The sequence below is a fragment of the Pseudomonas sp. FW305-7 genome, from assembly GCF_058786735.1.
In genome coordinates this window covers 153,667-175,799 of the sequence record NZ_JBYSZA010000012.1, presented here as the reverse complement: position 1 = coordinate 175,799, position 22,133 = coordinate 153,667, and the positions used below count along the sequence as shown (strand labels likewise).

Sequence of the window (22,133 nt, the reverse complement as noted above, 5' to 3'; positions counted from 1 at the left end):
CCAATATTGAAAGGCCCCCGATCGGCTCCCTTTCCCCCTCTCCCCCCTGGGGGAAAGGGCTGGGGTGAGGGGGTAGCTTTGATCTTGAAGACCACCTGACTGCCGGAACCCAATCATGCCCACCCTCACCACCTACCAAACCCGCATCATCCCCGACTGGGTCGACTACAACGGCCACCTGCGCGATGCCTTCTACCTGCTGATCTTCAGCTACGCCACCGACGCTCTGATGGATCGCCTCGGCATGGACAGCAACAACCGCGAAGCCAGCGGCAATTCGCTGTTCACCCTTGAACTGCACCTCAACTACCTGCACGAAGTGAAGCTCGATACCGACGTCGAAGTGCGCACTCAAATCATCGGCCACGACAGCAAACGCCTGCACCTCTATCACAGCCTGCACAAGGCTGGAGAGGATCAGGAACTGGCGGGCAACGAACAGATGCTGTTGCACGTTGACCTCTCTGGCCCACGCTCGACGCCTTTCAGCACGGACACCTTGAGCCATCTGCAAAGCATCGTCGCCGAGCAGCAAAACCTGCCCTCTCCCACCTACATCGGCCGCGTCATTGCCCTGCCACCCGCCCGGTAAATTCATCGATCACAAGGAGCCGCCATGCACAACGCTGCCGCTGTTGCCGATTTCCGTACTTATCCGTTGATCAGCGCGCTGAGCGGCGTGCAGAGTCTGGCGGATCGCGTTGCCATCGAGTGGGCTGACGGTCGCATCAGCCCGTTTCACCACGTCTGGCTGCGGGACAACTGTCCGTGTCAGCACTGCGTCTATAGCGTCACCCGTGAACAGGTCTTCGAAATTGTCGATGCCGCTGAAGACCTCAAGCCTGTCGCCGCGCACATCGACACCGACGGCTGCCTGCGCATCGACTGGCAGGATGGCCACCTCAGTCGTTTCGATCCGGGCTGGTTGCGTGCGCATGCCTACGACGACGAATCACGCGCCGAACGTCTGGCCGCCAAGCCCAAGGCGTACCTGTGGCACAACGATCTGCAGTTGCCGGTATTCGAATATTCGGCGCTGATGAACGACAACGGCGCGTTGCTGCAATGGCTGATCGCTGTCCGCGACATCGGTCTGACCCAGGTGCGCGGCGTACCGACCGAACCGGGTTCGCTGAAGCAGATCGCGCAGCGCATTTCCTTCATTCGCGAAAGCAATTTCGGCGTGCTGTTCAACGTGCAATCCAAAGCCGACGCCGACAGTAACGCCTACACCGCTTTCAATCTGCCGCTGCACACGGATCTGCCCACCCGCGAGCTGCAACCGGGGCTGCAATTTCTGCATTGTCTGGTGAATGACGCCGAGGGTGGCGAGAGCATTTTTGTCGATGGCTTTGCGATTGCCGATGCATTGCGCAGCGAAGACCCGGCGTCGTTTCAGGCGCTGTGCGAAATCCCCGTGGAGTTTCGCAACAAGGACCGCCATAGCGACTATCGCTGTCTCGCGCCGATCATCGCGCTGGATGCATTGGGACGTGTGGCGGAAATTCGCATGGCGAATTTTCTGCGCGGCGCGTTCGATACGTCGGTGGAGCAGATGCCGTTGCTCTATCGCGCCTATCGACGCTTGATCGCGATGACCCGCGAGCCACGGTTTCGGCTGATGCAGCGGCTCAATCCGGGGGAGCTGTGGTGCTTCGATAACCGCCGCACCTTGCATGCGCGCAATGCGTTTGATCCGGCGACCGGGGCGCGGCATTTCCAGGGGTGCTACATCGATCGGGATGAGTTGTTGTCGCGGATTCTGGTGTTGCAACGCTAGACCGCGTCATCGTTCATCGCGGGCAGGCTCGCTCCCACAGGGTTCGGCGTCGAAAACAAATAATTGATCAGACCCAAAACCTGTGGGAGCTGGCTTGCCAGCGAAGGCGTCAGCAGCAACACGCCATTCTCTGGCTCACAGCCAAAAAAAGCCCCGATACAAGCCGTGACAGGATCGGGGCAGAAGCTACTGTTGAGGAGCTGCCGTGCGAGGGTGACCAAACCTTCGTGTTGCAAGCTGAGTTCAGTGTGCCCACTCCCCTCAGCGACGAGTTAGCCGAAAACGACCTGTTCATAGCCGTCGCGGCCACTGCGACAAATCGCCCTTGCCGTCCCTTCCCATGCCTACCAGAATCGAGCCACGACCTCCGTTGCCGAAGAAGGATGCGCGTCATGATGTATGCCGATTTGATCGATCAGGAAGACCTGTTGGGACAGCTCAAGGCATTGGGTTTTCAGGTACCGAGTGGCTCCACAGCGGAGCAGGCCTGCGAGTGTGCAGTGCGCGGTCTGGATAATGTGCGCGCGTTTGAACTGCGCAAGATGGTCAAGGATATGTACACCAGCGGCGCGAGTATTCAGCCAGCGGTGCGTCAGGCGATCGACAAACAGTTGTTGCCGGCATTGGCGCAATACCAACAGACCCACAGCGCCTGACAGGCCGCCATCGCTGGCAAGCCAGCTCCCACATTGATCCGGGCAAACACAACATTTGTGTACTGCACAGATCCTGTGGGAGCTGGCTTGCCAGCGATAGGGGCGACTCGATCTACAGCCTTACGCTGGCAAACGTCGACTCGTTACGCGCCTGACTCAACGCCGACATCGGCCCCGACAGTGGCGACATCACAATCGCCTGCGGCAGCGGCAGCATCGCCACTTGCTGGGTGGTGTTGGAACCTACGCGTTCGTCACGCGGCGGAATGCCGAAGTATTCGCGGTAGCACTTGGAGAAGTGCGGCGTCGAGACGAAACCACACACCGAAGCCACTTCGATGATCGACATCGGCGTCTGCTTGAGCAACTGCCGGGCGCGGATCAGGCGCAGCTTGAGGTAGTAGCGCGACGGCGAGCAGTGCAGGTATTTCTGGAACAGCCGCTCCAGCTGGCGACGCGATACGGCGACGTACACCGCCAGTTCGTCGAGGTCGATTGGCTCTTCGAGGTTGGCTTCCATCAGCGCGACGATTTCCTGCAACTTCGGCTGGTTGGTGCCGAGCATGTGCTTGAGCGGCACGCGCTGGTGATCCTGCTCGTTGCGGATACGTTCGTAGACAAACATTTCCGAAATCGCGGCAGACAGTTCACGGCCGTGATCGCGGCTGATCAGGTGCAGCATCATGTCCAGTGGCGCGGTGCCGCCGGAGCTGGTGAAACGGTTACGGTCGAGGGTGAACAGGCGGGTGCTCATCGCCACGCGCGGGAAAGCTTCCTGCATCGCCGCCAGACATTCCCAGTGCACGCTGCAATCGAAACCGTCGAGCAGGCCGGCGCAGGCCAGGGCCCAGCTGCCGGTGCACACGGCGCCCAGACGCTTGGACTGGCGCGCCTGGCTTTGCAGCCACGAGACGTGTTCACGGGTGACCGTGCGCTGAATGCCGATCCCGCCGCAAACAATCACGGTGTCCAGGGGCGGGGCTTTGTGCATGGAGGCATCGGGAGTGATTTGCAGACCGTCACTGGCCCACACCTGGCCGCCATCGACGGTGAGGGTGCTCCAGCGATACAGCTCACGACCGGACAATTGATTGGCCATGCGTAGCGGTTCTACCGCAGAGGCCAGGGAAATCAGCGTGAAATTGTCCAGCAGCAAAAAGCCGATGGATTGAGGCGCACGGTTCTGGGGTTGGGCCCCGGAGTTGAACGACGTCATCGCGGTATCTCCTCACACAAAGCGGGTGATGGCCTCAGGCGGAGGCTCTTGTTATTGCCGCGTGCTCATGCGGGAGACGGGCTTTGTTATGACAGAGCAATTGCCATGCCTAAAATTGAATGGCCGTTCAATAACTCCTGAAAACGACGTCGCGACGTGTCTATTCGAGACGTCCGACGAAAGGTATTTCGAAGTGCCATCAGTGTTGGTGAGAGCCCTGCTCCGTTGCCTGTGAGCAAATCGGTAGCACTTGTGGGAATGGGCTTGCGCGCGGTTGTTTCGGAGTGTCACCGCAGGCACGGGTGACGGACGGTAGGGTGTGCTGATTGCCTGTTACAGGTGGGAAAGACTCTTATCTGATTGCGACGCGCTAAAAGGTGGCGTGATTTGATTAGCGTGTTCACTTGGTGAGCAGTTTTGACTGGTCCGGCCTCATCGCTGGCAAGCCAGCTCCCACAGGGATTGGTGATGCTCACAAGATTTCAGCAACACCCAACAACTTATGAGAACCAGCTCCCACAGGGATTTTCTGTGTGATCAAGATTTCTGTATCACCACAGAACCTGTGGGAGCTGGCTTGCCGGCGATTGGGGTCAACTCGGTATCAGCACTCAACAGCACTGACCGCCAAGCCACCGCGCGATGTCTCTTTATATTTGTCATGCATGTCGGCACCGGTATCACGCATGGTACGGATCACCCGATCCAGCGAGATAAAGTGCTGACCATCGCCACGCAAGGCCATTTGCGCCGCGTTGATTGCCTTCACGGCGGCAATCGCATTGCGCTCGATGCACGGCACCTGCACCAGACCGCCAACCGGATCGCAGGTCAGGCCGAGGTTGTGTTCCAGACCGATTTCTGCGGCGTTGCACAGTTGCTCCGGCGTCGCCCCGAGGATCTCCGCCAGCCCTGCCGCCGCCATCGCGCAGGCTGAACCGACCTCGCCCTGGCAGCCGACTTCGGCACCCGAGATCGAAGCGTTCTTCTTGCACAGAATCCCTACCGCCGCCGCACCGAGGAAATAGTCGACCACGTTGGCGTCGGTGACCGCTTCGCTGAACTTCATAAAGTAGTGCAACACCGCCGGGATGATCCCCGCCGCACCGTTGGTCGGCGCCGTGACCATGCGCCCGCCGGCCGCGTTCTCTTCATTAACAGCCAGGGCGAACAGATTGACCCACTCCATCGCACTCAACGTCGAGCCGATCACATTGGGCTTGTTCAACTCCTGCAGGCTGCGATGCAACTTCGCCGCGCGCCGACGCACATTCAATCCACCGGGCAGGATGCCTTCGTGCTTGAGGCCCTGCTCGACGCAGTCCTGCATCGCCCGCCACAGCTTCATCAGCCCGGCGCGGATTTCCTCTTCGCTGCGCCAGACCTTTTCGTTGGCCATCATCAATTCGGCGACGCGCAGGTTGTTCTTCTTGCACAGCTCCAGCAGCTCCACCGCGCTGGAAAAGTCATAAGGCAACTCGGTGCGATCCAGATCGACCACGCCACTGGACGCCTGCGCCTGATCCACCACAAAACCGCCGCCCACCGAATAGTAGGTGTCGCGATGCAGTTCACCGTGATCACCCTCGGCAACAATCGTCATCGCATTGGGATGGAACGGCAGATTCTCGTCGATCAGGCGCATGTCCCGTGCCCAGACAAACGGCACCGACAAACGACCATCCAATAGAAGGGTATGAGTTTCACGCAGCGCCTGAATGCGCGGACCAATCTGCGACGGGTCGATTGCGTCCGGCCACTCGCCCATCAGGCCCATGATCACCGCGTTGTCGCTGCCGTGACCGATACCGGTGGCCGACAACGATCCGAACAATTGCACTTCTATACGACGCACCTGTTCCAGTAGGTGCTTGTCCCTTAGCGACTCGACGAACAACGCCGCGGCGCGCATCGGCCCGACGGTGTGGGAACTGGAAGGGCCGATGCCGATTTTGAACAGGTCGAAAACGCTGATAGCCATTGCTGCAGAGCTCCTGAGGATGCCGATCCGGGGCGATAAGCGCCCGCTGGCGGAGCTGCTACGCTCAAGCTGCGATCCGCCGGAATGCCCGCATCATCAGGCTTTTGTCAGGTCGCACGGCGTCTGACACCGACGCACTCATGCCCACTAACGCCGTGCCGCTTTCGTCCCCGGTTTTCGCCGTTTTTATGCGGTTCAGATGGCCAGACGGGGCCAAAAAAAGCTGTAAGCGACGTCACTGACACTGGATGCGACCATCCCTGTACTGGATACGACGCCCCCTGTAGGCGTCAGATTTTCACTGGTACATGATCGTTATGACTCGATTGCAAGGCGCCGTGGTAGAGCTGTCTCCAGAACGCCATCCAACCGCAACCTATAAGTGCGGTGGTCCACAGTCGGAACACTGCCAAAAAAAACACCAAGGAGTCCATCCATGAAAGGTTCCCCGTCGTTGTTGTTGGCCGCCATGCTGAGTCTGCCGTTACTGGCTCAAGCTGCAGAACCGGCGCAGTGCAGTACCGTTAACTTCTCCGATGTCGGCTGGACCGACATCACCGCCACTACCGCTACCACCTCCGTTGTCCTCAACGCCCTCGGCTACAAGACCAAGACCACCATGATCTCCGTGCCCGTGACCTACAAGTCGCTGGCCGACGGCAAGAACATGGACGTGTTCCTCGGTAACTGGATGCCGACCATGGAGAACGACATCAAGGCTTACCGCGACGCCGGCACCGTGGAAACCGTGCGCACCAACCTCAAGGGCGCCAAGTACACCCTCGCCGTGCCGCAAGCCCTGTATGACAAAGGTCTGCATGACTTCGCCGACATCGCCAAATTCAAGAAAGAACTCGACGGCAAGATCTACGGCATCGAGCCTGGCAACGACGGCAACCGTCTGATCCAGAGCATGATCGACAAGGACGCCTTCGGCCTGAAAACCGCCGGTTTTAAAGTCGTCGAATCCTCCGAAGCGGGCATGCTCTCGCAGGTTGACCGCGCGCAGAAACGCGACACCGCCGTGGTCTTCCTTGGCTGGGCGCCGCACCCGATGAACAAGCGCTTCAAGATTCAATACCTGACCGGTGGCGATGATTTCTTCGGCCCGGATTTCGGTGCTGCAACCGTGGCGACCAACACCCGCAAGGGCTACGCCACCGAGTGCAGCAACGTCGGTCAGTTGCTGAAGAATCTGGAGTTCACTGTCGACATGGAAAGTGAACTGATGGGCAACATCCTCGACGACAAGATGAAGCCTGACGCGGCCGCCAAGGCCTGGCTGAAAAAGAATCCACAGGTGCTCGATACCTGGCTCGCTGGCGTGACCACCATTGACGGTAAACCTGGCCTGGAGGCCGTGAAAGCCAAACTGCAGTAATCGCTTATGCCGGGGGAGCCAGCTCCCCCGGGCTGTTTATTTCCTTGCATGCGGACGTTCACTACCATGCTGATTGATCAGAAAATACCTTTAGGCCAGTACATCGCGGGCTTCGTTGAATGGTTGACGCAACACGGCGCCAGTACCTTCGACGCAATCGCCGTGACCCTGGAAACGATGATCCACGGCGTGACGTTTGCGCTGACCTGGTTCAACCCGCTGGTCTTGATCGGCCTCATCGCTCTGATTGCGCATCTGATCCAGCGCAAATGGGGATTGACCGCTTTCGTTATCGCCTCCTTCCTGCTGATCCTCAATCTGGGGTACTGGCAGGAAACCATGGAAACCCTCGCCCAGGTCATGTTCGCGACCCTGGTCTGCGTGGTCATCGGCGTGCCGTTGGGCATCGTCGCCGCGCACAAACCGATGTTCTACACGTTAATGCGTCCAGTACTCGATCTGATGCAGACCGTACCGACCTTCGTTTACCTCATTCCTACCCTGACCCTCTTCGGGCTGGGCGTGGTGCCGGGCCTGATCTCCACGGTGGTGTTCGCCATCGCTGCGCCGATCCGCCTGACCTACCTGGGCATCCGCGATGTCCCGCAAGAACTGATGGACGCCGGCAAGGCCTTCGGCTGCTCGCGTCGCCAATTGCTCTCACGGATCGAACTGCCTCACGCCATGCCGAGCATCGCTGCCGGCATCACCCAGTGCATCATGCTGTCGTTGTCGATGGTGGTGATCGCGGCACTGGTGGGCGCCGACGGACTCGGCAAACCGGTGGTCAACGCACTGAACACTGCTGATATCGCCCTGGGCTTCGAAGCAGGCCTGGCGATCGTACTGCTGGCGATCATGCTCGACCGTATCTGCAAACAACCCGACGCCAAAGTAGGGGGTGACGCATGAGCATAATTCGCTTCGAAGACGTCGACGTAATCTTCTCCAAGGATCCACGCGAGGCACTCAAGCTGCTGGATCAGGGCATGACCCGCAACGAGATCCTGAAAAAGACCGGGCAGATTGTCGGCGTGGAAAAAGCCACGCTGGACATCAATAAAGGCGAGATCTGCGTGCTGATGGGCCTCTCCGGTTCCGGCAAATCGAGCCTGCTGCGCTGCATCAACGGCCTCAACACCGTGAGCCGCGGCAAGCTGTTCGTCGAGCATGAAAACCGTCAGATCGACATTGCCTCCTGTACTCCCGCAGAGCTGAAAATGATGCGTACCAAACGCATCGCCATGGTGTTCCAGAAGTTCGCCCTGATGCCGTGGCTGACGGTGCGCGAGAACATCAGTTTCGGTCTGGAAATGCAGGGTCGCCCGGAGAAGGAACGCAAGAAACTGGTCGACGAAAAACTCGAACTGGTCGGCCTGACACAGTGGCGCAACAAGAAGCCGGATGAACTCTCCGGCGGCATGCAGCAGCGTGTGGGTCTGGCGCGGGCATTGGCGATGGACGCCGACATTTTGCTGATGGACGAACCGTTCTCGGCACTTGACCCGCTGATTCGTCAGGGCTTGCAGGATGAACTGCTGGAACTGCAACGCAAGTTGAGCAAGACCATCGTCTTCGTGAGTCACGACCTTGATGAAGCGCTGAAACTCGGCAGCCGAATCGCAATCATGAAAGACGGCCGGATCATCCAGTACAGCGTGCCGGAAGAGATCGTACTGAACCCGGCGGACGACTATGTGCGTACCTTCGTCGCGCACACCAATCCGCTCAACGTGCTCTGCGGTCGCAGCCTGATGCGCACGCTGGACAAGTGCAAACGCATAAACGGTTCGGTGTGTCTGGATCCGGGCGGCGACTCGTGGCTGGACCTGGCCGAAGGTAACACTATCAAGGGCGCGCGGCAGAATGGCTCGGTGCTGAACCTGCAGAACTGGGCGCCGGGGCAAGCGGTGGAAGGGCTGGAGCGCAAGCCAACGCTGGTGGATTCGAATATCGGCATGCGTGATGCGTTGCAGATTCGTTATCAGACCGGCAACAAGCTGGTGCTGCACGATAACAATCATGTGGTGGGGATCTTGGGCGACAGTGAGCTGTATCACGCGTTGCTGGGCAAGAACCTGGGCTAAGAACCCAAGACACAAAAACGCCGCGAGAGGATCGCGGCGTGATCGTTCCCACGCTCTGCGTGGGAATGCAGCCCGGGACGCTCCGCGTCCCACAACAGCGGACGCAGAGCGTCCATTGAGACATTCCCACGCAGAGCGTGGGAACGATCATGCAAAAGGGGCTCAATCGAGCCCCTTTTGTTTTAGCTGTTTAGCTGTACACCCGGCCAAGGAGCTGCCGATGGCTTTCAAACTGATCGAGCACATCGCGTGTGATCTGATCCTGCGTGAAGCCCATCAGGTCGTAATCCTGGCTGCCGTTGTGCAAATACACCTCGGCGCGGTAGTAACGCTGGCGCGCTTCATCGGACTGGGCCGATTCAGTCGGCGTCGCCAGATAACCGTCCAGGCTCACTTCGTAAACGAAAGGGTTGCCCTCTTCCATCTCGATGCGCACGCCCATGCAACGCTTGGATTTACCCAAAAGCGTTTGCACTTCCAGACCCTGCGCACGCATTTGCGCGGCAGCGTCTTCCAGCGCCGGGCTGACCTGCTTGTCCATGAAACGCTGCACCACCGATTGGCTCGGTTGCAGGTCCAGTTGCGTCAGACGCTCGCTGAAACCGCGACGACCACGTTCAGCCAGTTGCGCCTGCTCCTGTTCGATCTGCACGTCCTGACGCATTGCCTTGTGCAGGCCAAACATGAAGAACACCAGCACTACCGAGAACGGCAGACCGGCCAGCACCACCATGGTTTGCATGGCTTCGAAGTTACCGGCAAACAGCAGGCCGATGGTCACCAGGGTGATCACCACCGACCAGAAGATTCGCAGCCAGTGCGGCGCATCTTCGTCGACGTTGCCGCCCTTGCAGGACAGATTCGCCATCATCACCGCGCCGGAGTCGGCCGGGGTCAGGAACAGCACGAAGCCAACGAAGATCGACACACCGATGACGATTTTCGACGCCGGGTAATGCTCAAGCAACTGATAGATGGCCATCGACGGCTGTTCCAGCGCCGTCTTGCCAAGCTCGACCGCCCCCTGGTTCATCACCAGGTCCAGTGCCGAGTTACCGAAGATCGACAGCCAGGCCAGGGTGAAGCCCAGCGGAATCAGCAGCACGCCGGCGACCAGTTCGCGCACGGTACGACCACGGGAAATACGCGCAATGAACATGCCTACAAATGGGGCCCAGGAAATCCACCACGCCCAGTAGAACAGAGTCCACAGACCCAGCCAGCGGTCGGACTTGGCGTTGTCGCCTTCATAGACGTACAGGTCGAACGTCTTCAGCACCACGCCGTTGAGGTAGTCGCCGATGTTCTGCACGAAGCCGTTGAGCAGGTGCAGGGTCGGGCCGAACAGCAGGACGAAAATCAGCAGACCGCTGAACAGCACGATGTTCAGGTTGGACAGACGACGGATGCCGTTTTCCACACCGGACACGGCCGCGATGGTCGCCACGGTGCTCATGACGATGATCACGATCAAAAGGTTGGTGTTGCTGTGCTCCATGCCGAACAGGTTTTCCAGGCCGGAGGACACTTGCAGCGAGCCGATCCCCAGGTTGGTCACCAGCCCCAGCAGGGTCACGAACATGCCGAAGCCGTCCACCGCGTGACCGGCCGCGCCTTTGACCCAACGCTCACCGACCAGCGGATACAGCGCCGAACGCAGGGCCAGCGGCTGGTTATGACGGTACGCGAAGTACGCCACGGCCAGACCGACCAGCGCATAGATCGCCCAGCCGTGCAGGCCCCAGTGCAGGAACGTCAGCTGTACCGCCTGACGCGCGGCCATGTTGGTGGCCGCTGCGCCTTCCGGCGGATTGAAGTAGTGATCCAGTGGCTCGGAAGCGCCGAAGTACAGCAGCGAAATACCGATACCCGACGAGAACAGCATCCCCGCCCAGGCGCCGTAACTGAAATCCGGGGTGTCGTCCTTGCTGCCCAGTTTGAGTTTGCCGTACGAGGAAAACGCCAGGCCCACGACAAATACCAGATAGGCGGCAATCACCACCATGTAGTACCAGCCGAAGCTGCGCGACAACCAGGCCTGAGCCACACCCAACAAACTGCCAGCCTCTTTCGGGGCGATCATCAGAATGGCGGTCAACAACAGAATCAGCGCGGTAGAGGTGTAAAACACCCAACCGTTGACCGTCACCTTCTCGGGCGGGGTCTTTATAAGCGAGGCAGAACTCATGGCACAAATGCTCCAGGCAGTGCGAGAGAAGAACACAAGGCAACACGGAACCCGACCAATCGGTTAGTTGGCAGCCGACCGGCGGGTGATATAAAGACACCCCGAAAAAAGCCCGAACCTGCCGAAATGGCGCTGCGAATCGCTTTCGTGGCCAAAGGCATCCGGACGTTCATCCGAAACCTGGCCCTGAGCGTCTTGCCCTTTCAACACGTCCATCGAATCGCGAACCGCGCCATGCCCCATACAGGTTTCAAGCATTTTCGGATGTCGGTTTTATCGCCACTTACACGTAGGAAAAATCTGTAGGCAGCGACGATTTGTCGCAGATCTTATTCTTTGTTGATTGAACGTTCAATCAAAACAAAATAGACTGGCCCTCAATCCGATAGGCGTCATTCGCCCCTCGGAAGGCCTAAGGAGATGTGCAAGATGCCCAAGGTCGGTATGCAACCCATCCGCCGCCAACAACTGATCGAAGCCACTTTGCAGGCGGTCGATCAGGTCGGAATGGGGGACGCCAGCATTGCGCTGATCGCCCGTTTGGCCGGTGTCTCGAATGGCATCATCAGTCATTACTTTCAGGACAAGAACGGCCTGATTGCCGCCACGATGCGGTATCTGATGAGCGTCCTCAGCGAGAACGTCACCCTGCGCCGCCAAGCGCTGGCAGATGACAGCCCACGGGCGCATCTGCAGGTGATCATCGAAGGCAACTTCGACGCCAGCCAGGTCAATGGCCCGGCAATGAAAACCTGGCTGGCCTTCTGGGCCACCAGCATGCACCAGCCGTCTTTGCACAGGTTGCAGCGGATCAACGATCACCGTCTGTATTCCAACCTGTGCTGCGAGTTCCGCCGTGTGTTGCCGCTCGAAGATGCGCGCACCGCAGCGCGTGGCCTGGCAGCGTTGATTGATGGCTTGTGGTTGCGCGGCGCTTTGTCGGGAGACGCTTTCGACACGGCGCAGGCGCAACAGATCGCTTACGAATACATGGATTTCCAATTGGCCAAGAAGGTGAGCTAGAGCACACAGAAAACGCTCGGCCCCTGAACGCCACCGCAGCCTCACCGCGGTGGCCAACGCCAACCACTAATGCACTTGCGAGGACACTATGGCCCGTTTCGAACTGCAAAAACTTTACATCGATGGTGCGTACTCCGACGCCGGCAGCGATGCCACCTTCGAAGCCATCAACCCGGCTAACGGTGAAGTCCTCGCACTGGTGCAACGTGCGACCAAGGAAGACGTCGAGCGCGCTGTCGTCAGCGCCGAAAAAGGCCAGAAAATCTGGGCTGCGATGACCGCCATGGAGCGTTCGCGCATCCTGCGTCGCGCCGTCGACATCCTGCGCGAGCGTAACGATGAGCTGGCTGCTCTGGAAACTCTGGACACCGGCAAAGCCTTCTCCGAAACCAAGTACGTCGACATCGTTACCGGCGCCGACGTGCTGGAATACTACGCAGGCCTGGTACCCGCCATCGAAGGCGAGCAGATCCCGCTGCGTGACACTTCTTTCGTTTACACCCGTCGCGAGCCGCTGGGCGTGGTGGCCGGTATCGGCGCGTGGAACTACCCGATCCAGATTGCTCTGTGGAAATCCGCTCCAGCCTTGGCGGCCGGTAACGCGATGATCTTCAAGCCAAGCGAAGTCACCTCGCTGACCACCCTGAAACTGGCCGAGATCTACACCGAAGCCGGCGTTCCGAATGGCGTGTTCAACGTTCTGACCGGCAGCGGCCGTGAAGTCGGCACCTGGCTGACCGAGCACCCGCGCATCGAAAAAATCTCGTTCACTGGCGGCACCGACACTGGCAAGAAAGTCATGGCCAGCGCTTCGGCTTCGTCGCTGAAAGACGTGACCATGGAACTGGGCGGCAAGTCCCCACTGATCATCTGCGACGACGCAGATCTGGATCGCGCCGCCGACACCGCGATGATGGCCAACTTCTACAGCTCCGGTCAGGTCTGCACCAACGGCACTCGCGTGTTCGTGCCGGCTCATCTGAAAGCCGCCTTCGAAGCCAAGATCGTTGAGCGCGTTGCGCGCATCCGCATCGGCAACCCGGAAGACGAAAACACCAACTTCGGCCCGCTGGTCAGCTTCCCGCACATGGAAAGCGTGTTGGGTTACATCGCCAAGGGTAAAGAAGAAGGTGCCCGCGTACTGTGCGGCGGCGAGCGTCTGACCGACGGCGAATTCGCCAAAGGCGCATTCGTTGCTCCGACCGTGTTCACCGATTGCACCGACGACATGACCATCGTTCGTGAAGAAATCTTTGGCCCGGTCATGGCGATCCTCTCCTACGAAACCGAAGAAGAAGTGATCCGCCGCGCCAACGACACCGACTTCGGCCTGGCCGCCGGTATCGTCACCAAAGACCTGAACCGCGCTCACCGCGTGATTCATCAACTGGAAGCCGGTATCTGCTGGATCAACGCCTGGGGCGAGTCCGACGCAAAAATGCCGGTGGGCGGTTACAAGCAGTCGGGTGTTGGCCGTGAGAACGGGATCAGCTCGCTGAACAACTTCACCCGCATCAAATCGGTACAGGTCGAGCTGGGCGATTACGTCTCGGTGTTCTAAGACCCGAGTCCTGTATTGCCTGCGAGGCCGCCTTCGCTGGCAAGCCAGCTCCCACAGGTTTGGTGTCGCCCACCAAATCTGTGGCAACTCCCAATCCTTGTGGGAGCTGGCTTGCCAGCGATTCGAGTGCGCAGCACTCGCCGAGGCCCGACCTGACCAACTTCAAAGAGGGTGCATTCAATGTCCCAAGAATTCGATTACATCATCATCGGTGCCGGCTCGGCCGGTAACACCCTGGCGACCCGTCTGACTGAAGACGCCGGCGTCACCGTTCTGCTGCTCGAAGCCGGCGGCCCGGACTATCGTTTCGACTTCCGCACGCAAATGCCCGCCGCACTGGCGTTCCCGCTGCAGGGTCGTCGCTACAACTGGGCGTACGAAACCGATCCAGAGCCACACATGGACGGTCGCCGGATGGAATGCGGTCGCGGCAAAGGCCTCGGCGGTTCCTCGTTGATCAACGGCATGTGCTACATCCGTGGTAACGCGATGGACTACGACGGCTGGGCAAAACTGCCAGGCCTGGAAGACTGGTCGTACCTCGACTGCCTGCCGTACTTCCGCAAAGCGGAAACCCGCGACATCGGCCCGAACGACTACCACGGTGGCGACGGTCCGGTCAGCGTGACCACGCCGAAGGCTGGCAACAACCCGCTGTTCCACGCCATGGTTGAAGCTGGCGTGCAGGCCGGTTACCCGCGCACCGAAGACCTGAACGGCTACCAGCAGGAAGGCTTCGGTCCGATGGACCGCACCGTGACGCCGAACGGCCGCCGTGCTTCCACCGCCCGTGGCTACCTCGATGTCGCCAAGAAGCGTTCGACTCTGACCATCGTCACTCACGCTCTGACCGACAAGATCCTGTTCGAAGGCAAGCGTGCCGTTGGCGTGCGTTACCTGGTCGGCGACGCTGAAGAGCGCGTTGAAGCCAAAGCCCGCAAAGAAGTCCTGCTGTGCTCCGGCGCCATTGCTTCGCCGCAGATTCTGCAACGTTCCGGTGTCGGCCCGGCAAAACTGCTGGAAAGCCTCGACATCCCGGTCGTACACGATCTGCCGGGTGTCGGTGAAAACCTGCAGGATCACCTTGAGTTGTACCTGCAATACGCCTGCACTCAGCCGGTTTCGCTGTACCCGTCGCTGCTCTGGTACAACCAGCCAGCCATTGGTGCCGAGTGGCTGTTCAACGGCACCGGCATCGGCGCCAGCAACCAGTTCGAAGCCGGCGGTTTCATCCGCTCGCGTCCGGAATTCGAATGGCCGAACATCCAATACCACTTCCTGCCGGTGGCGATTAACTACAACGGCAGCAACGGTGTGAAAGAGCACGGTTTCCAGGCGCACATGGGTTCCATGCGTTCGCCGAGCCGTGGCCGCATCCAGGTCAAATCCAAGGATCCGCGCCAGCACCCGAGCATCCTGTTCAACTACATGGCCACCGAGCAGGACTGGCAGGAATTCCGTGACGGCATCCGCCTGACCCGTGAAATCATGCAGCAGCCTGCGCTGGACGCTTTCCGTGGCCGCGAAATCAGCCCGGGCATCGAAGTGCAAACCGATGAGCAGCTCGACAAGTTCATCCGTGAGCACGCCGAAACCGCGTTCCACCCGTCCTGCTCGTGCAAGATGGGCACCGACGAAATGGCTGTGGTAGATGGCGAAGGTCGTGTGCACGGCATGCAGAGTCTGCGCGTGGTCGATGCTTCGATCATGCCGATCATCACCACCGGTAACCTGAACGCGCCGACGATCATGATGGCCGAGAAAATCGCCGACAAGATCCGTGGCCGCAAGCCACTGCCGCGTAGCAATGCTGCCTACTACGTGGCTGGCGGTGCGCCAGTGAAGGGCAAGCCGATGCGTGATATCACGCCTGTTGCTCAGTAAGACTTGATACTGCGTCACGGCTAATCGCTGGCAAGCCAGCTCCCACAGGGTTTTGCGTCGTTCACAGAAATTGTGTACACAAAAACACCTGTGGGAGCCTGGCTTGCCAGCGATGAGGCCCTCACATTCAGCACAAATCCCTCTGCTTCAAGTAAATCCCCCTACACCCCCTCTTCACTTGATCCTACCCCCACGCAGGCCTACTCTAGACCTCGCGCAACCGTTTCACCCCTCCCCGCCGAATCGCCTCACCCCGCAACTCCATAACAAGGAGGTTCCCGAATGTTCGATTTCCACCCCCAGCTCAAGCAGCGCTTCGCTGCCTTGCGCACGGGCGCTGAGTTTTTTTCCCTGCGGTATGTACGCGAGTCCGGCCAGTATTTGTCGGTGCGCAAGAACGTCGCCGAACCGCCAAGCCTGAGCCGTGATGAAGGCGCGATGCTTACCGTTCGCGTCAATGGCGTTGAAGCCTATGCGGCGACCAACGACCTCTCGCAACAAGGCCTGCAAGCCGCGCTTGAACGCGCCGAGCTGCAAGCCCGTCGGCTCAAGCCGCACGCGCTGCTCGACCTGCGCGATCAGCTCGTTTCCAGCGACCGCGCTGACTACTTTTCACCCAATCTCGAACAACCCTTCCCGTCCCTGAGCGAATGCTTTGAGTTGCTCGGCGCGGAATCCGCCTCGGTGCCAAAGGATGAGCGCCTGGTGAATTGGGAAGTGAGCATCGGCATTACCCATGTCGAGCAGATCTACCTGAGCAGCGCCGGAGCCGAATTGCGTCAGGCCCAGCGCTTCGTCTACCCAGGCCTCGACGTCACCGCCTACGACGGCAACGACAGCCAGACCCGCAGCCTCGGCCGTGAGAACTTCGGCCAACAGGGCGGCGCTGACGTGATCAGCCGCTGCGGCCTGGTTGGTGCCGGTCCGCAGGTGGCCGATCAGGCCCTGCAACTGCTGCTCGCGCCCAACACCCCGCAAGGGCCGCGCGACCTGCTGTTGATGCCCGATCAGATGATGCTGCAGATCCACGAATCCATCGGCCACCCGCTGGAGCTCGACCGCATTCTCGGTGACGAGCGCAATTACGCCGGTACCAGTTTCGTCAAAGCATCTGATTTCGGCAGCCTGCAGTACGGCTCGAAACTGCTCAACGTGACCTTCGATCCGGGCATTCCCGAAGAACTCGCCAGTTACGGCCACGACGACGATGGCAGCAAGGCCAGCAAGCAATTCCTGATTCGCGAGGGCCTGCTGCTGCGACCATTGGGCGGTGCGCTGTCGCAGTTCCGCGCTGGTCTCGACGGTGTCGCCAACAGCCGCGCCTGTGGCTGGAACCGCGCGCCGATCGACCGTATGGCCAACCTCAATATCGAACCGGGCGACCAGCCGCTGAACAAGCTGATCGAAGGCATCGAGCACGGCATTTTGATGAGCACCAACCGCTCGTGGTCGATTGACGATGCACGCAACAAATTCCAGTTCGGCTGCGAATGGGGCCAGTTGATCGAAAACGGCGAACTCAAAGGCGTGGTGAAAAACCCGAACTACCGGGCGATTTCCGCGCACTTCTGGAAAAGCCTGCGCGCCGTCGGCGACGCCAACACCGTCAAGGTGCTGGGCACGCCAAACTGCGGCAAGGGCGAACCGAACCAGGTGATCCGCGTCGGCCACGCTTCGCCGGCCTGCGTATTCAGCAATGTTGATGTGTTTGGGGGAGACGCCTGATGAGTACGGTCAAGAATCAGGCTGAGGCCTTTAAAGTACTGGTCAACTGGCTGCGCGACACAGTGCGCGAGCCGGAACAGTTCACCCTCAGCTATGCCGCCGAATCGTCGGCGTTCGTGCGTTTCAACCACGCCAAGGTGCGTCAGGCCGGGCAAGTGCAGCAGGCCGATGTCGGCCTGAAACTGATCAACGACGGCCGCCATGCCGACTTGCACATCACCCTCTCCGGTGATCTGGAAGGCGACCTGCAACGCCTCGCCGAAGGTCTGCAACAATTGCGCGAAACCCTGCCGCTGCTGCCGCAGGATCCGTATCTGTTGCTCAACCACAATGGCTGGCAGAGCAATAACGTGCAGGAACATCCGCTGCCGGACACCGAGCAGGTGGTCGACGAAATCTGCGCCGCCGCCGAAGGTCTGGACCTGGTGGGCTTCTATGCCGCCGGCCCGATCAGCCGTGGTTTCGCCAGTTCTTCAGGCGCCTTCGGCTGGCATCAGGCGAACAGCTTCAACTTCGATTTCAGCCTGTTCCACGAGAACGGCGAGGCCGTGAAGGCCAGTTACGCCGGGCACGACTGGAGCAGCGATGGTTTCGCCAAACGCTTCCAGCAGGCGCGCGAGCAACTGGAATTCCTTGGTCGGCCGTTGCGCACCTTGGCACCGGGGCAATACCGCGCGTATCTGGCGCCGGCGGCGCTGGAAGAAATCATGGGCATGCTGAGCTGGGGCGGTTTCTCGGCGCAATCGATCGCGAGCAAAAGCAGCCCGTTGCAGAAGCTCTATGTCGGCGATCAGGCGTTCAGCCCGCTGGTGTCGCTGGATGAGAAAGTCAGCGAATCGTTGAGCCCGGCGTTTTCCGGTGAAGGTTATCCACGCAGCGATCTGCGCCTGATCGTCGAAGGCAAGGCTGGCGATCAATTGGTCGGTTCGCGCAGTGCGGCCGAATACGGCCTGACGGCCAACGGTGCCAGCGGCGGTGAATCGCCGAGTGCATTGAACATGGCTGCCGGTGATCTGTCGCAAGCAGAGATCCTCAAGCAATTGGGCACCGGGCTGTACATCAGCAACCTGTGGTACCTGAACTTCTCGGATCAACCGGCGGCGCGCATGACCGGCATGACCCGCTTCGCGACCTTCTGGGTCGAGAACGGCGAAATCCAGGCCCCGGTCAGCACCATGCGTTTCGATGACAGCGCCTACAGCCTGCTGGGTTCGCAGCTGGAAGCACTGACCGCCGAGCGTGAGTTGCTGCTGTCGGCGAGTACGTATAGCCAGCGCAATACTTCCTCGGCGTTGCTGCCGGGGGCGCTGGTGAGCCGACTGACCTTGACCTTGTAATACCGCAACACCGCAGTACCTGTGGGAGCTGGCTTGCCAGCGATGGCGGACTTTCAGGCAACAACGATGTTGAATCTGAGGGCCTCATCGCTGGCAAGCCAGCTCCCACAGGGTAGTGTTCCGTCTGATCCACTTTCTCAGAGGTTCCATGCCCACTCGCCCGCCTCTCGACGCCATCACCGCCCGCTGGTTGCCGTGGGTCGTCGCCATTGCGTTCTTCATGCAGTCCCTCGACGGGACCATCCTCAACACCGCCCTGCCGGCCATGGCCCGCGATCTGGCCGAAGACCCTCTGCGCATGCAGGGTGTGGTCATCTCCTACATGCTCACCGTGGCGTTGTTGATCCCCGCTTCCGGGTGGATCGCCGACCGCTTCGGCACCAAGAAAATCTTCTTCGGCGCGATCCTGCTGTTCAGCTTCGGCTCGCTGCTCTGCGCGTTGTCGAGCAGCCTGAGCATGCTGGTCGGCGCCCGCGTCATCCAGGGCTTGGGCGGCGCGCTGATGTTGCCGGTCGGTCGACTGGTGGTTTTACGTGCCTATCCAAGATCGGAACTGGTGCGGATCATGGGTTTCATCACCATCCCCGGCCTGCTCGGCCCGTTGATCGGCCCGACCATGGGCGGCTGGATGGTCGAATACCTGACGTGGCACTGGATCTTCCTGATCAACCTGCCGGTCGGCGTCATCGGCTGCTACGCGGTGTGGAAGTTCATCCCCGACCTGCGCGGCACCGAGCGCACGCGCTTCGATAGCTTGGGCTTTCTGTTGTTTGGCGCGGCGATGATTCTGATCACCATCGCCATGGAAGGGCTTGGCGAACTGCACCTGCCGCACCTGCGGGTGATGTTGCTGTTGTTCGGCGGCATGGCCTGTCTGGCGGCGTATTGGTTGCGCGCCGGACACATCGAAAACCCGCTGTTCGCGCCGTCACTGTTCAAGACCCGCACCTTTGCCGTGGGCATTCTCGGCAATCTGTTCGCCCGTCTGGGCAGCGGCGCTTTACCTTTTCTGGTGCCGTTGCTGCTGCAAGTGGCGCTCGGTTATTCGCCGTCGCAAGCGGGGATGAGCATGCTGCCGCTGGCCGCTGCGGCGATGGTCGCCAAATGGGTGGCGCGGCCGCTGATCGAACGTCTCGGTTATCGCATTGTGCTGACCGGCAACACACTGGCGCTGGGGATCATGCTGGCGAGCATGGGCCTGGTCAGCGAGCAGACACCGTACTGGCTGCTGCTGTGTCTGCTGGCGGTTCTCGGCGCGATCAACTCGCTGCAATTTACGGCGATGAATACGGTGACGTTGATTGATCTGGATGATGCGAGCGCCAGCAGCGGCAACAGTTTGCTCTCGGTGGTGGCGCAGTTGTCCTTGAGTCTTGGGGTTGCTTGCGCGGGCGCGCTGCTCGGCGGGTTCACAGCGGAGATTGGTAACGATGGCGTCGAGACCGTATTGGGCGCGTTCCAGCTGACCTTCGTCACGGTCGGGATCATGGCGATGCTGGCGGCGACAATTTTCTCGCAACTGTCGAAAGAAGACGGCCGCCGCGCCAAACGCCCGGAAGAGCACATCGAACACTGATTTGCGCTGAAGGGCTTTTGTGGCGAGGGAGCTTTGTGGTGAGGGGATTTATCCCCGACGGGTTGCGCAGCGACCCCAAGAAAGCTGAATGCGATCAGTCTGATGCACTGAGGCGGCAGGTTTTGGGGCTGCTTCGCAGCCCATCGCGGATAAATCCCCTCACCACAGAGGCTCCTCTGCCACAGGTTCAAATGCGGTCCGGGAACAACTCTGAGCTGTTGATTCAGTCGCTGTTCGTCCAGAACTTTCGAGGAAAGTGGCCCGGGGCTGCTACACTGCGCGACATTTTGTTTTGCAGGCCAGTCCCGTGACCACCATCGCCACCGCTTTTAATACTCTGCCGCTGTCCGCCGCCATGCTGGCTAACCTCGACTCACTCGGTTATGCCCAGATGACGCCGATCCAGGCGCAGAGCTTGCCGGTGATCCTCAAGGGGATGGACCTTATCGCCCAGGCCAAGACCGGCAGCGGCAAAACCGCTGCGTTCGGCATCGGCCTGCTCAACCCGATCAACCCGCGCTACTTCGGTTGCCAGGCGCTAGTGATCTGCCCGACCCGTGAGCTGGCCGATCAGGTTGCCAAGGAAATTCGTCGTCTGGCCCGTGCCGAAGACAACATCAAGGTCCTGACCCTGTGCGGCGGCGTGTCGTTCGGCCCGCAGATCGCTTCGCTGGAACACGGCGCGCACATCATCGTCGGCACCCCGGGGCGCATTCAGCAGCACCTGCGCAAGGGCTCGCTGGTGCTCGATGGCCTGAACACGCTGATCCTCGACGAAGCCGACCGCATGCTCGACATGGGTTTCTACGACGCCATCGAAGACATCATCGTCAAGACGCCAGAGCGTCGTCAGACCCTGCTGTTCTCCGCGACTTACCCGGTGGGCATCAAACAACTCGCCTCGAAATTCATGCGTGACCCGCAAACGGTGAAAGCCGAAGCGTTCCACGATGACACGCAGATCGAGCAGCGTTTCTACGAGATTTCCCCGGAAGACCGGATGAGCGTAGTGACCAAAGTCCTGCACCACTTCCGCCCGGCGTCCTGCGTGGCGTTCTGCTTTACCAAGCAGCAGGTTCAGGAAACTGTCGATCACCTGACCGCCAAGGGCATTTCCGCCGTCGGCCTGCACGGCGATCTGGAACAGCGTGACCGCGACCAGGTGCTGGCGATGTTCGCCAACCGCAGTACTTCGGTACTGGTTGCCACCGACGTTGCCGCCCGTGGTCTGGACATCGATGCGCTGGACATGGTGATCAACGTCGAACTGGCCCGCGATTCGGAAATCCACATTCACCGCGTCGGCCGTACCGGTCGTGCTGGCGAGAAAGGCATTGCGATCAGTCTGGTTGCCCCGGGCGAAGCACACCGCGCTCAAGCCATCGAACAACTGCAGAAATCGCCGCTGAACTGGGATCAGGTCGACAACCTCAAGTCCCAGGGCCTTGCCCCGCTGCAACCGCCAATGACTACCCTGTGCATCGGCGCTGGTCGAAAAGACAAGGTGCGTCCGGGCGACATTCTTGGCGCATTGACCGGCGACGCCGGCATTCCGGGTGCGCAGGTTGGCAAGATCGCAATCTTTGATTTCCAGGCCTACGTGGCGGTTGACCGCACTGTGGCCATGCAGGCTTTGCAGCGTTTGAACGACGGCAAGATCAAGGGCCGTTCGTTGCGCGTACGTATTTTGTAATCGATCTTCTATCCGACGAAGATCCCTGTGGGAGCGGGCTTGCCC

16 protein-coding genes are annotated in these 22,133 nt (G+C 60.1%); 13 read left to right on the top strand and 3 right to left on the bottom strand.

Annotated elements, in window-relative coordinates; genetic code table 11:
- The first annotated feature begins 115 nt into the window (after positions 1-115).
- The 3 genes from AC3WMT_RS16650 (at position 116) to AC3WMT_RS16640 (ending at position 2,436) form a co-directional block, all read left to right on the top strand.
- Positions 116-592 carry a thioesterase family protein gene (locus tag AC3WMT_RS16650; protein WP_103304241.1) on the top strand — a complete coding sequence of 159 codons (477 nt, stop codon included), beginning with the start codon at positions 116-118 and terminating at the stop codon, positions 590-592.
- A gap of 24 nt (positions 593-616) precedes the next feature.
- Entirely contained in the window at positions 617-1,780 is a 1,164-nt protein-coding gene (locus AC3WMT_RS16645) for a gamma-butyrobetaine dioxygenase (protein ID WP_103304242.1), read from the top strand.
- A gap of 392 nt (positions 1,781-2,172) precedes the next feature.
- Positions 2,173-2,436 (top strand): hypothetical protein, encoded by a 264-nt coding sequence (locus tag AC3WMT_RS16640; protein ID WP_103304375.1) that lies wholly within the window; start codon positions 2,173-2,175, stop codon positions 2,434-2,436.
- Between the two features lie 112 nt (positions 2,437-2,548).
- On the opposite strand, the gene gbdR is transcribed toward AC3WMT_RS16640, so the two are convergent.
- Together gbdR and AC3WMT_RS16630 are read right to left on the bottom strand one after the other, a co-directional pair.
- Positions 2,549-3,652: a choline metabolism transcriptional regulator GbdR gene (gene gbdR / locus AC3WMT_RS16635; protein WP_007949927.1), complete on the bottom strand. Its 1,104-nt coding sequence runs from the start codon at positions 3,650-3,652 to the stop codon at positions 2,549-2,551.
- A gap of 604 nt (positions 3,653-4,256) precedes the next feature.
- A complete protein-coding gene (locus AC3WMT_RS16630; protein ID WP_103304243.1) occupies positions 4,257-5,633 on the bottom strand; it encodes an L-serine ammonia-lyase in 1,377 nt (458 codons plus the stop codon).
- Between the two features lie 436 nt (positions 5,634-6,069).
- On the opposite strand from AC3WMT_RS16630, the gene AC3WMT_RS16625 reads away from it, so the two are divergent.
- The 3 genes from AC3WMT_RS16625 (at position 6,070) to choV (ending at position 9,101) form a co-directional block, all read left to right on the top strand.
- A complete protein-coding gene (locus AC3WMT_RS16625; RefSeq protein ID WP_038363126.1) occupies positions 6,070-7,014 on the top strand; it encodes a choline ABC transporter substrate-binding protein in 945 nt (314 codons plus the stop codon).
- A gap of 66 nt (positions 7,015-7,080) precedes the next feature.
- Entirely contained in the window at positions 7,081-7,926 is an 846-nt protein-coding gene (gene choW, locus AC3WMT_RS16620) for a choline ABC transporter permease subunit (RefSeq protein WP_103304244.1), read from the top strand.
- The gene (choV, locus tag AC3WMT_RS16615; RefSeq protein WP_016772804.1) at positions 7,923-9,101 is read left to right on the top strand and encodes a choline ABC transporter ATP-binding protein; all 1,179 of its coding nucleotides are present in this window, start codon (positions 7,923-7,925) and stop codon (positions 9,099-9,101) included. Before choW ends, choV begins: the two co-directional genes overlap by 4 nt.
- Before the next feature lie 190 nt (positions 9,102-9,291).
- Here choV and betT read toward each other — a convergent pair whose 3' ends face one another.
- Positions 9,292-11,289: a choline BCCT transporter BetT gene (betT, locus tag AC3WMT_RS16610; RefSeq protein ID WP_103304245.1), complete on the bottom strand. Its 1,998-nt coding sequence runs from the start codon at positions 11,287-11,289 to the stop codon at positions 9,292-9,294.
- A gap of 429 nt (positions 11,290-11,718) precedes the next feature.
- Here betT and betI point away from each other — a divergent pair, with 429 nt between their 5' ends.
- From betI to dbpA, 7 genes are all read left to right on the top strand, one after another.
- Complete coding sequence (gene betI, locus AC3WMT_RS16605; RefSeq protein WP_053124587.1) at positions 11,719-12,312, top strand: transcriptional regulator BetI; 594 nt, start codon at positions 11,719-11,721, stop codon at positions 12,310-12,312.
- Positions 12,313-12,400: 88 nt separating this feature from the next.
- A complete protein-coding gene (gene betB / locus AC3WMT_RS16600; protein ID WP_103304247.1) occupies positions 12,401-13,873 on the top strand; it encodes a betaine-aldehyde dehydrogenase in 1,473 nt (490 codons plus the stop codon).
- A gap of 180 nt (positions 13,874-14,053) precedes the next feature.
- Positions 14,054-15,757, top strand: a complete 1,704-nt coding sequence (gene betA, locus AC3WMT_RS16595; RefSeq protein ID WP_103304248.1) for a choline dehydrogenase — start codon at positions 14,054-14,056, stop codon at positions 15,755-15,757.
- 282 nt (positions 15,758-16,039) lie between these two features.
- On the top strand, positions 16,040-17,482 hold the full coding sequence (locus AC3WMT_RS16590; protein WP_103304249.1) for a TldD/PmbA family protein: 1,443 nt from the start codon (positions 16,040-16,042) through the stop codon (positions 17,480-17,482).
- Positions 17,482-18,819, top strand: a complete 1,338-nt coding sequence (locus tag AC3WMT_RS16585; protein ID WP_103304250.1) for a TldD/PmbA family protein — start codon at positions 17,482-17,484, stop codon at positions 18,817-18,819. The genes AC3WMT_RS16590 and AC3WMT_RS16585 overlap by 1 nt, the downstream gene beginning before the upstream one ends.
- A gap of 148 nt (positions 18,820-18,967) precedes the next feature.
- The gene (gene mdtD, locus AC3WMT_RS16580; RefSeq protein WP_103304251.1) at positions 18,968-20,395 is read left to right on the top strand and encodes a multidrug transporter subunit MdtD; all 1,428 of its coding nucleotides are present in this window, start codon (positions 18,968-18,970) and stop codon (positions 20,393-20,395) included.
- A 355-nt stretch (positions 20,396-20,750) separates the two neighbouring features.
- The gene (gene dbpA / locus AC3WMT_RS16575; protein WP_242482951.1) at positions 20,751-22,088 is read left to right on the top strand and encodes an ATP-dependent RNA helicase DbpA; all 1,338 of its coding nucleotides are present in this window, start codon (positions 20,751-20,753) and stop codon (positions 22,086-22,088) included.
- Positions 22,089-22,133 lie beyond the last annotated feature (45 nt).

Bases quoted from the DNA above. Each gene is read 5' to 3' on its own strand.
- dbpA (WP_242482951.1), top strand. From the start codon at position 20,751: ATGCTGGCTAACCTCGACTCACTCGGTTATGCCCAGATGACGCCGATC.
- betT (WP_103304245.1), bottom strand. From the start codon at position 11,289: ATGAGTTCTGCCTCGCTTATAAAGACCCCGCCCGAGAAGGTGACGGTC.
- AC3WMT_RS16650 (WP_103304241.1), top strand. From the start codon at position 116: ATGCCCACCCTCACCACCTACCAAACCCGCATCATCCCCGACTGGGTC.
- AC3WMT_RS16640 (WP_103304375.1), top strand. From the start codon at position 2,173: ATGATGTATGCCGATTTGATCGATCAGGAAGACCTGTTGGGACAGCTC.
- mdtD (WP_103304251.1), top strand. From the start codon at position 18,968: ATGCCCACTCGCCCGCCTCTCGACGCCATCACCGCCCGCTGGTTGCCG.
- choV (WP_016772804.1), top strand. From the start codon at position 7,923: ATGAGCATAATTCGCTTCGAAGACGTCGACGTAATCTTCTCCAAGGAT.
- AC3WMT_RS16645 (WP_103304242.1), top strand. From the start codon at position 617: ATGCACAACGCTGCCGCTGTTGCCGATTTCCGTACTTATCCGTTGATC.
- betI (WP_053124587.1), top strand. From the start codon at position 11,719: ATGCCCAAGGTCGGTATGCAACCCATCCGCCGCCAACAACTGATCGAA.
- AC3WMT_RS16590 (WP_103304249.1), top strand. From the start codon at position 16,040: ATGTTCGATTTCCACCCCCAGCTCAAGCAGCGCTTCGCTGCCTTGCGC.
- choW (WP_103304244.1), top strand. From the start codon at position 7,081: ATGCTGATTGATCAGAAAATACCTTTAGGCCAGTACATCGCGGGCTTC.
- AC3WMT_RS16625 (WP_038363126.1), top strand. From the start codon at position 6,070: ATGAAAGGTTCCCCGTCGTTGTTGTTGGCCGCCATGCTGAGTCTGCCG.
- betB (WP_103304247.1), top strand. From the start codon at position 12,401: ATGGCCCGTTTCGAACTGCAAAAACTTTACATCGATGGTGCGTACTCC.
- betA (WP_103304248.1), top strand. From the start codon at position 14,054: ATGTCCCAAGAATTCGATTACATCATCATCGGTGCCGGCTCGGCCGGT.
- AC3WMT_RS16630 (WP_103304243.1), bottom strand. From the start codon at position 5,633: ATGGCTATCAGCGTTTTCGACCTGTTCAAAATCGGCATCGGCCCTTCC.
- gbdR (WP_007949927.1), bottom strand. From the start codon at position 3,652: ATGACGTCGTTCAACTCCGGGGCCCAACCCCAGAACCGTGCGCCTCAA.
- AC3WMT_RS16585 (WP_103304250.1), top strand. From the start codon at position 17,482: ATGAGTACGGTCAAGAATCAGGCTGAGGCCTTTAAAGTACTGGTCAAC.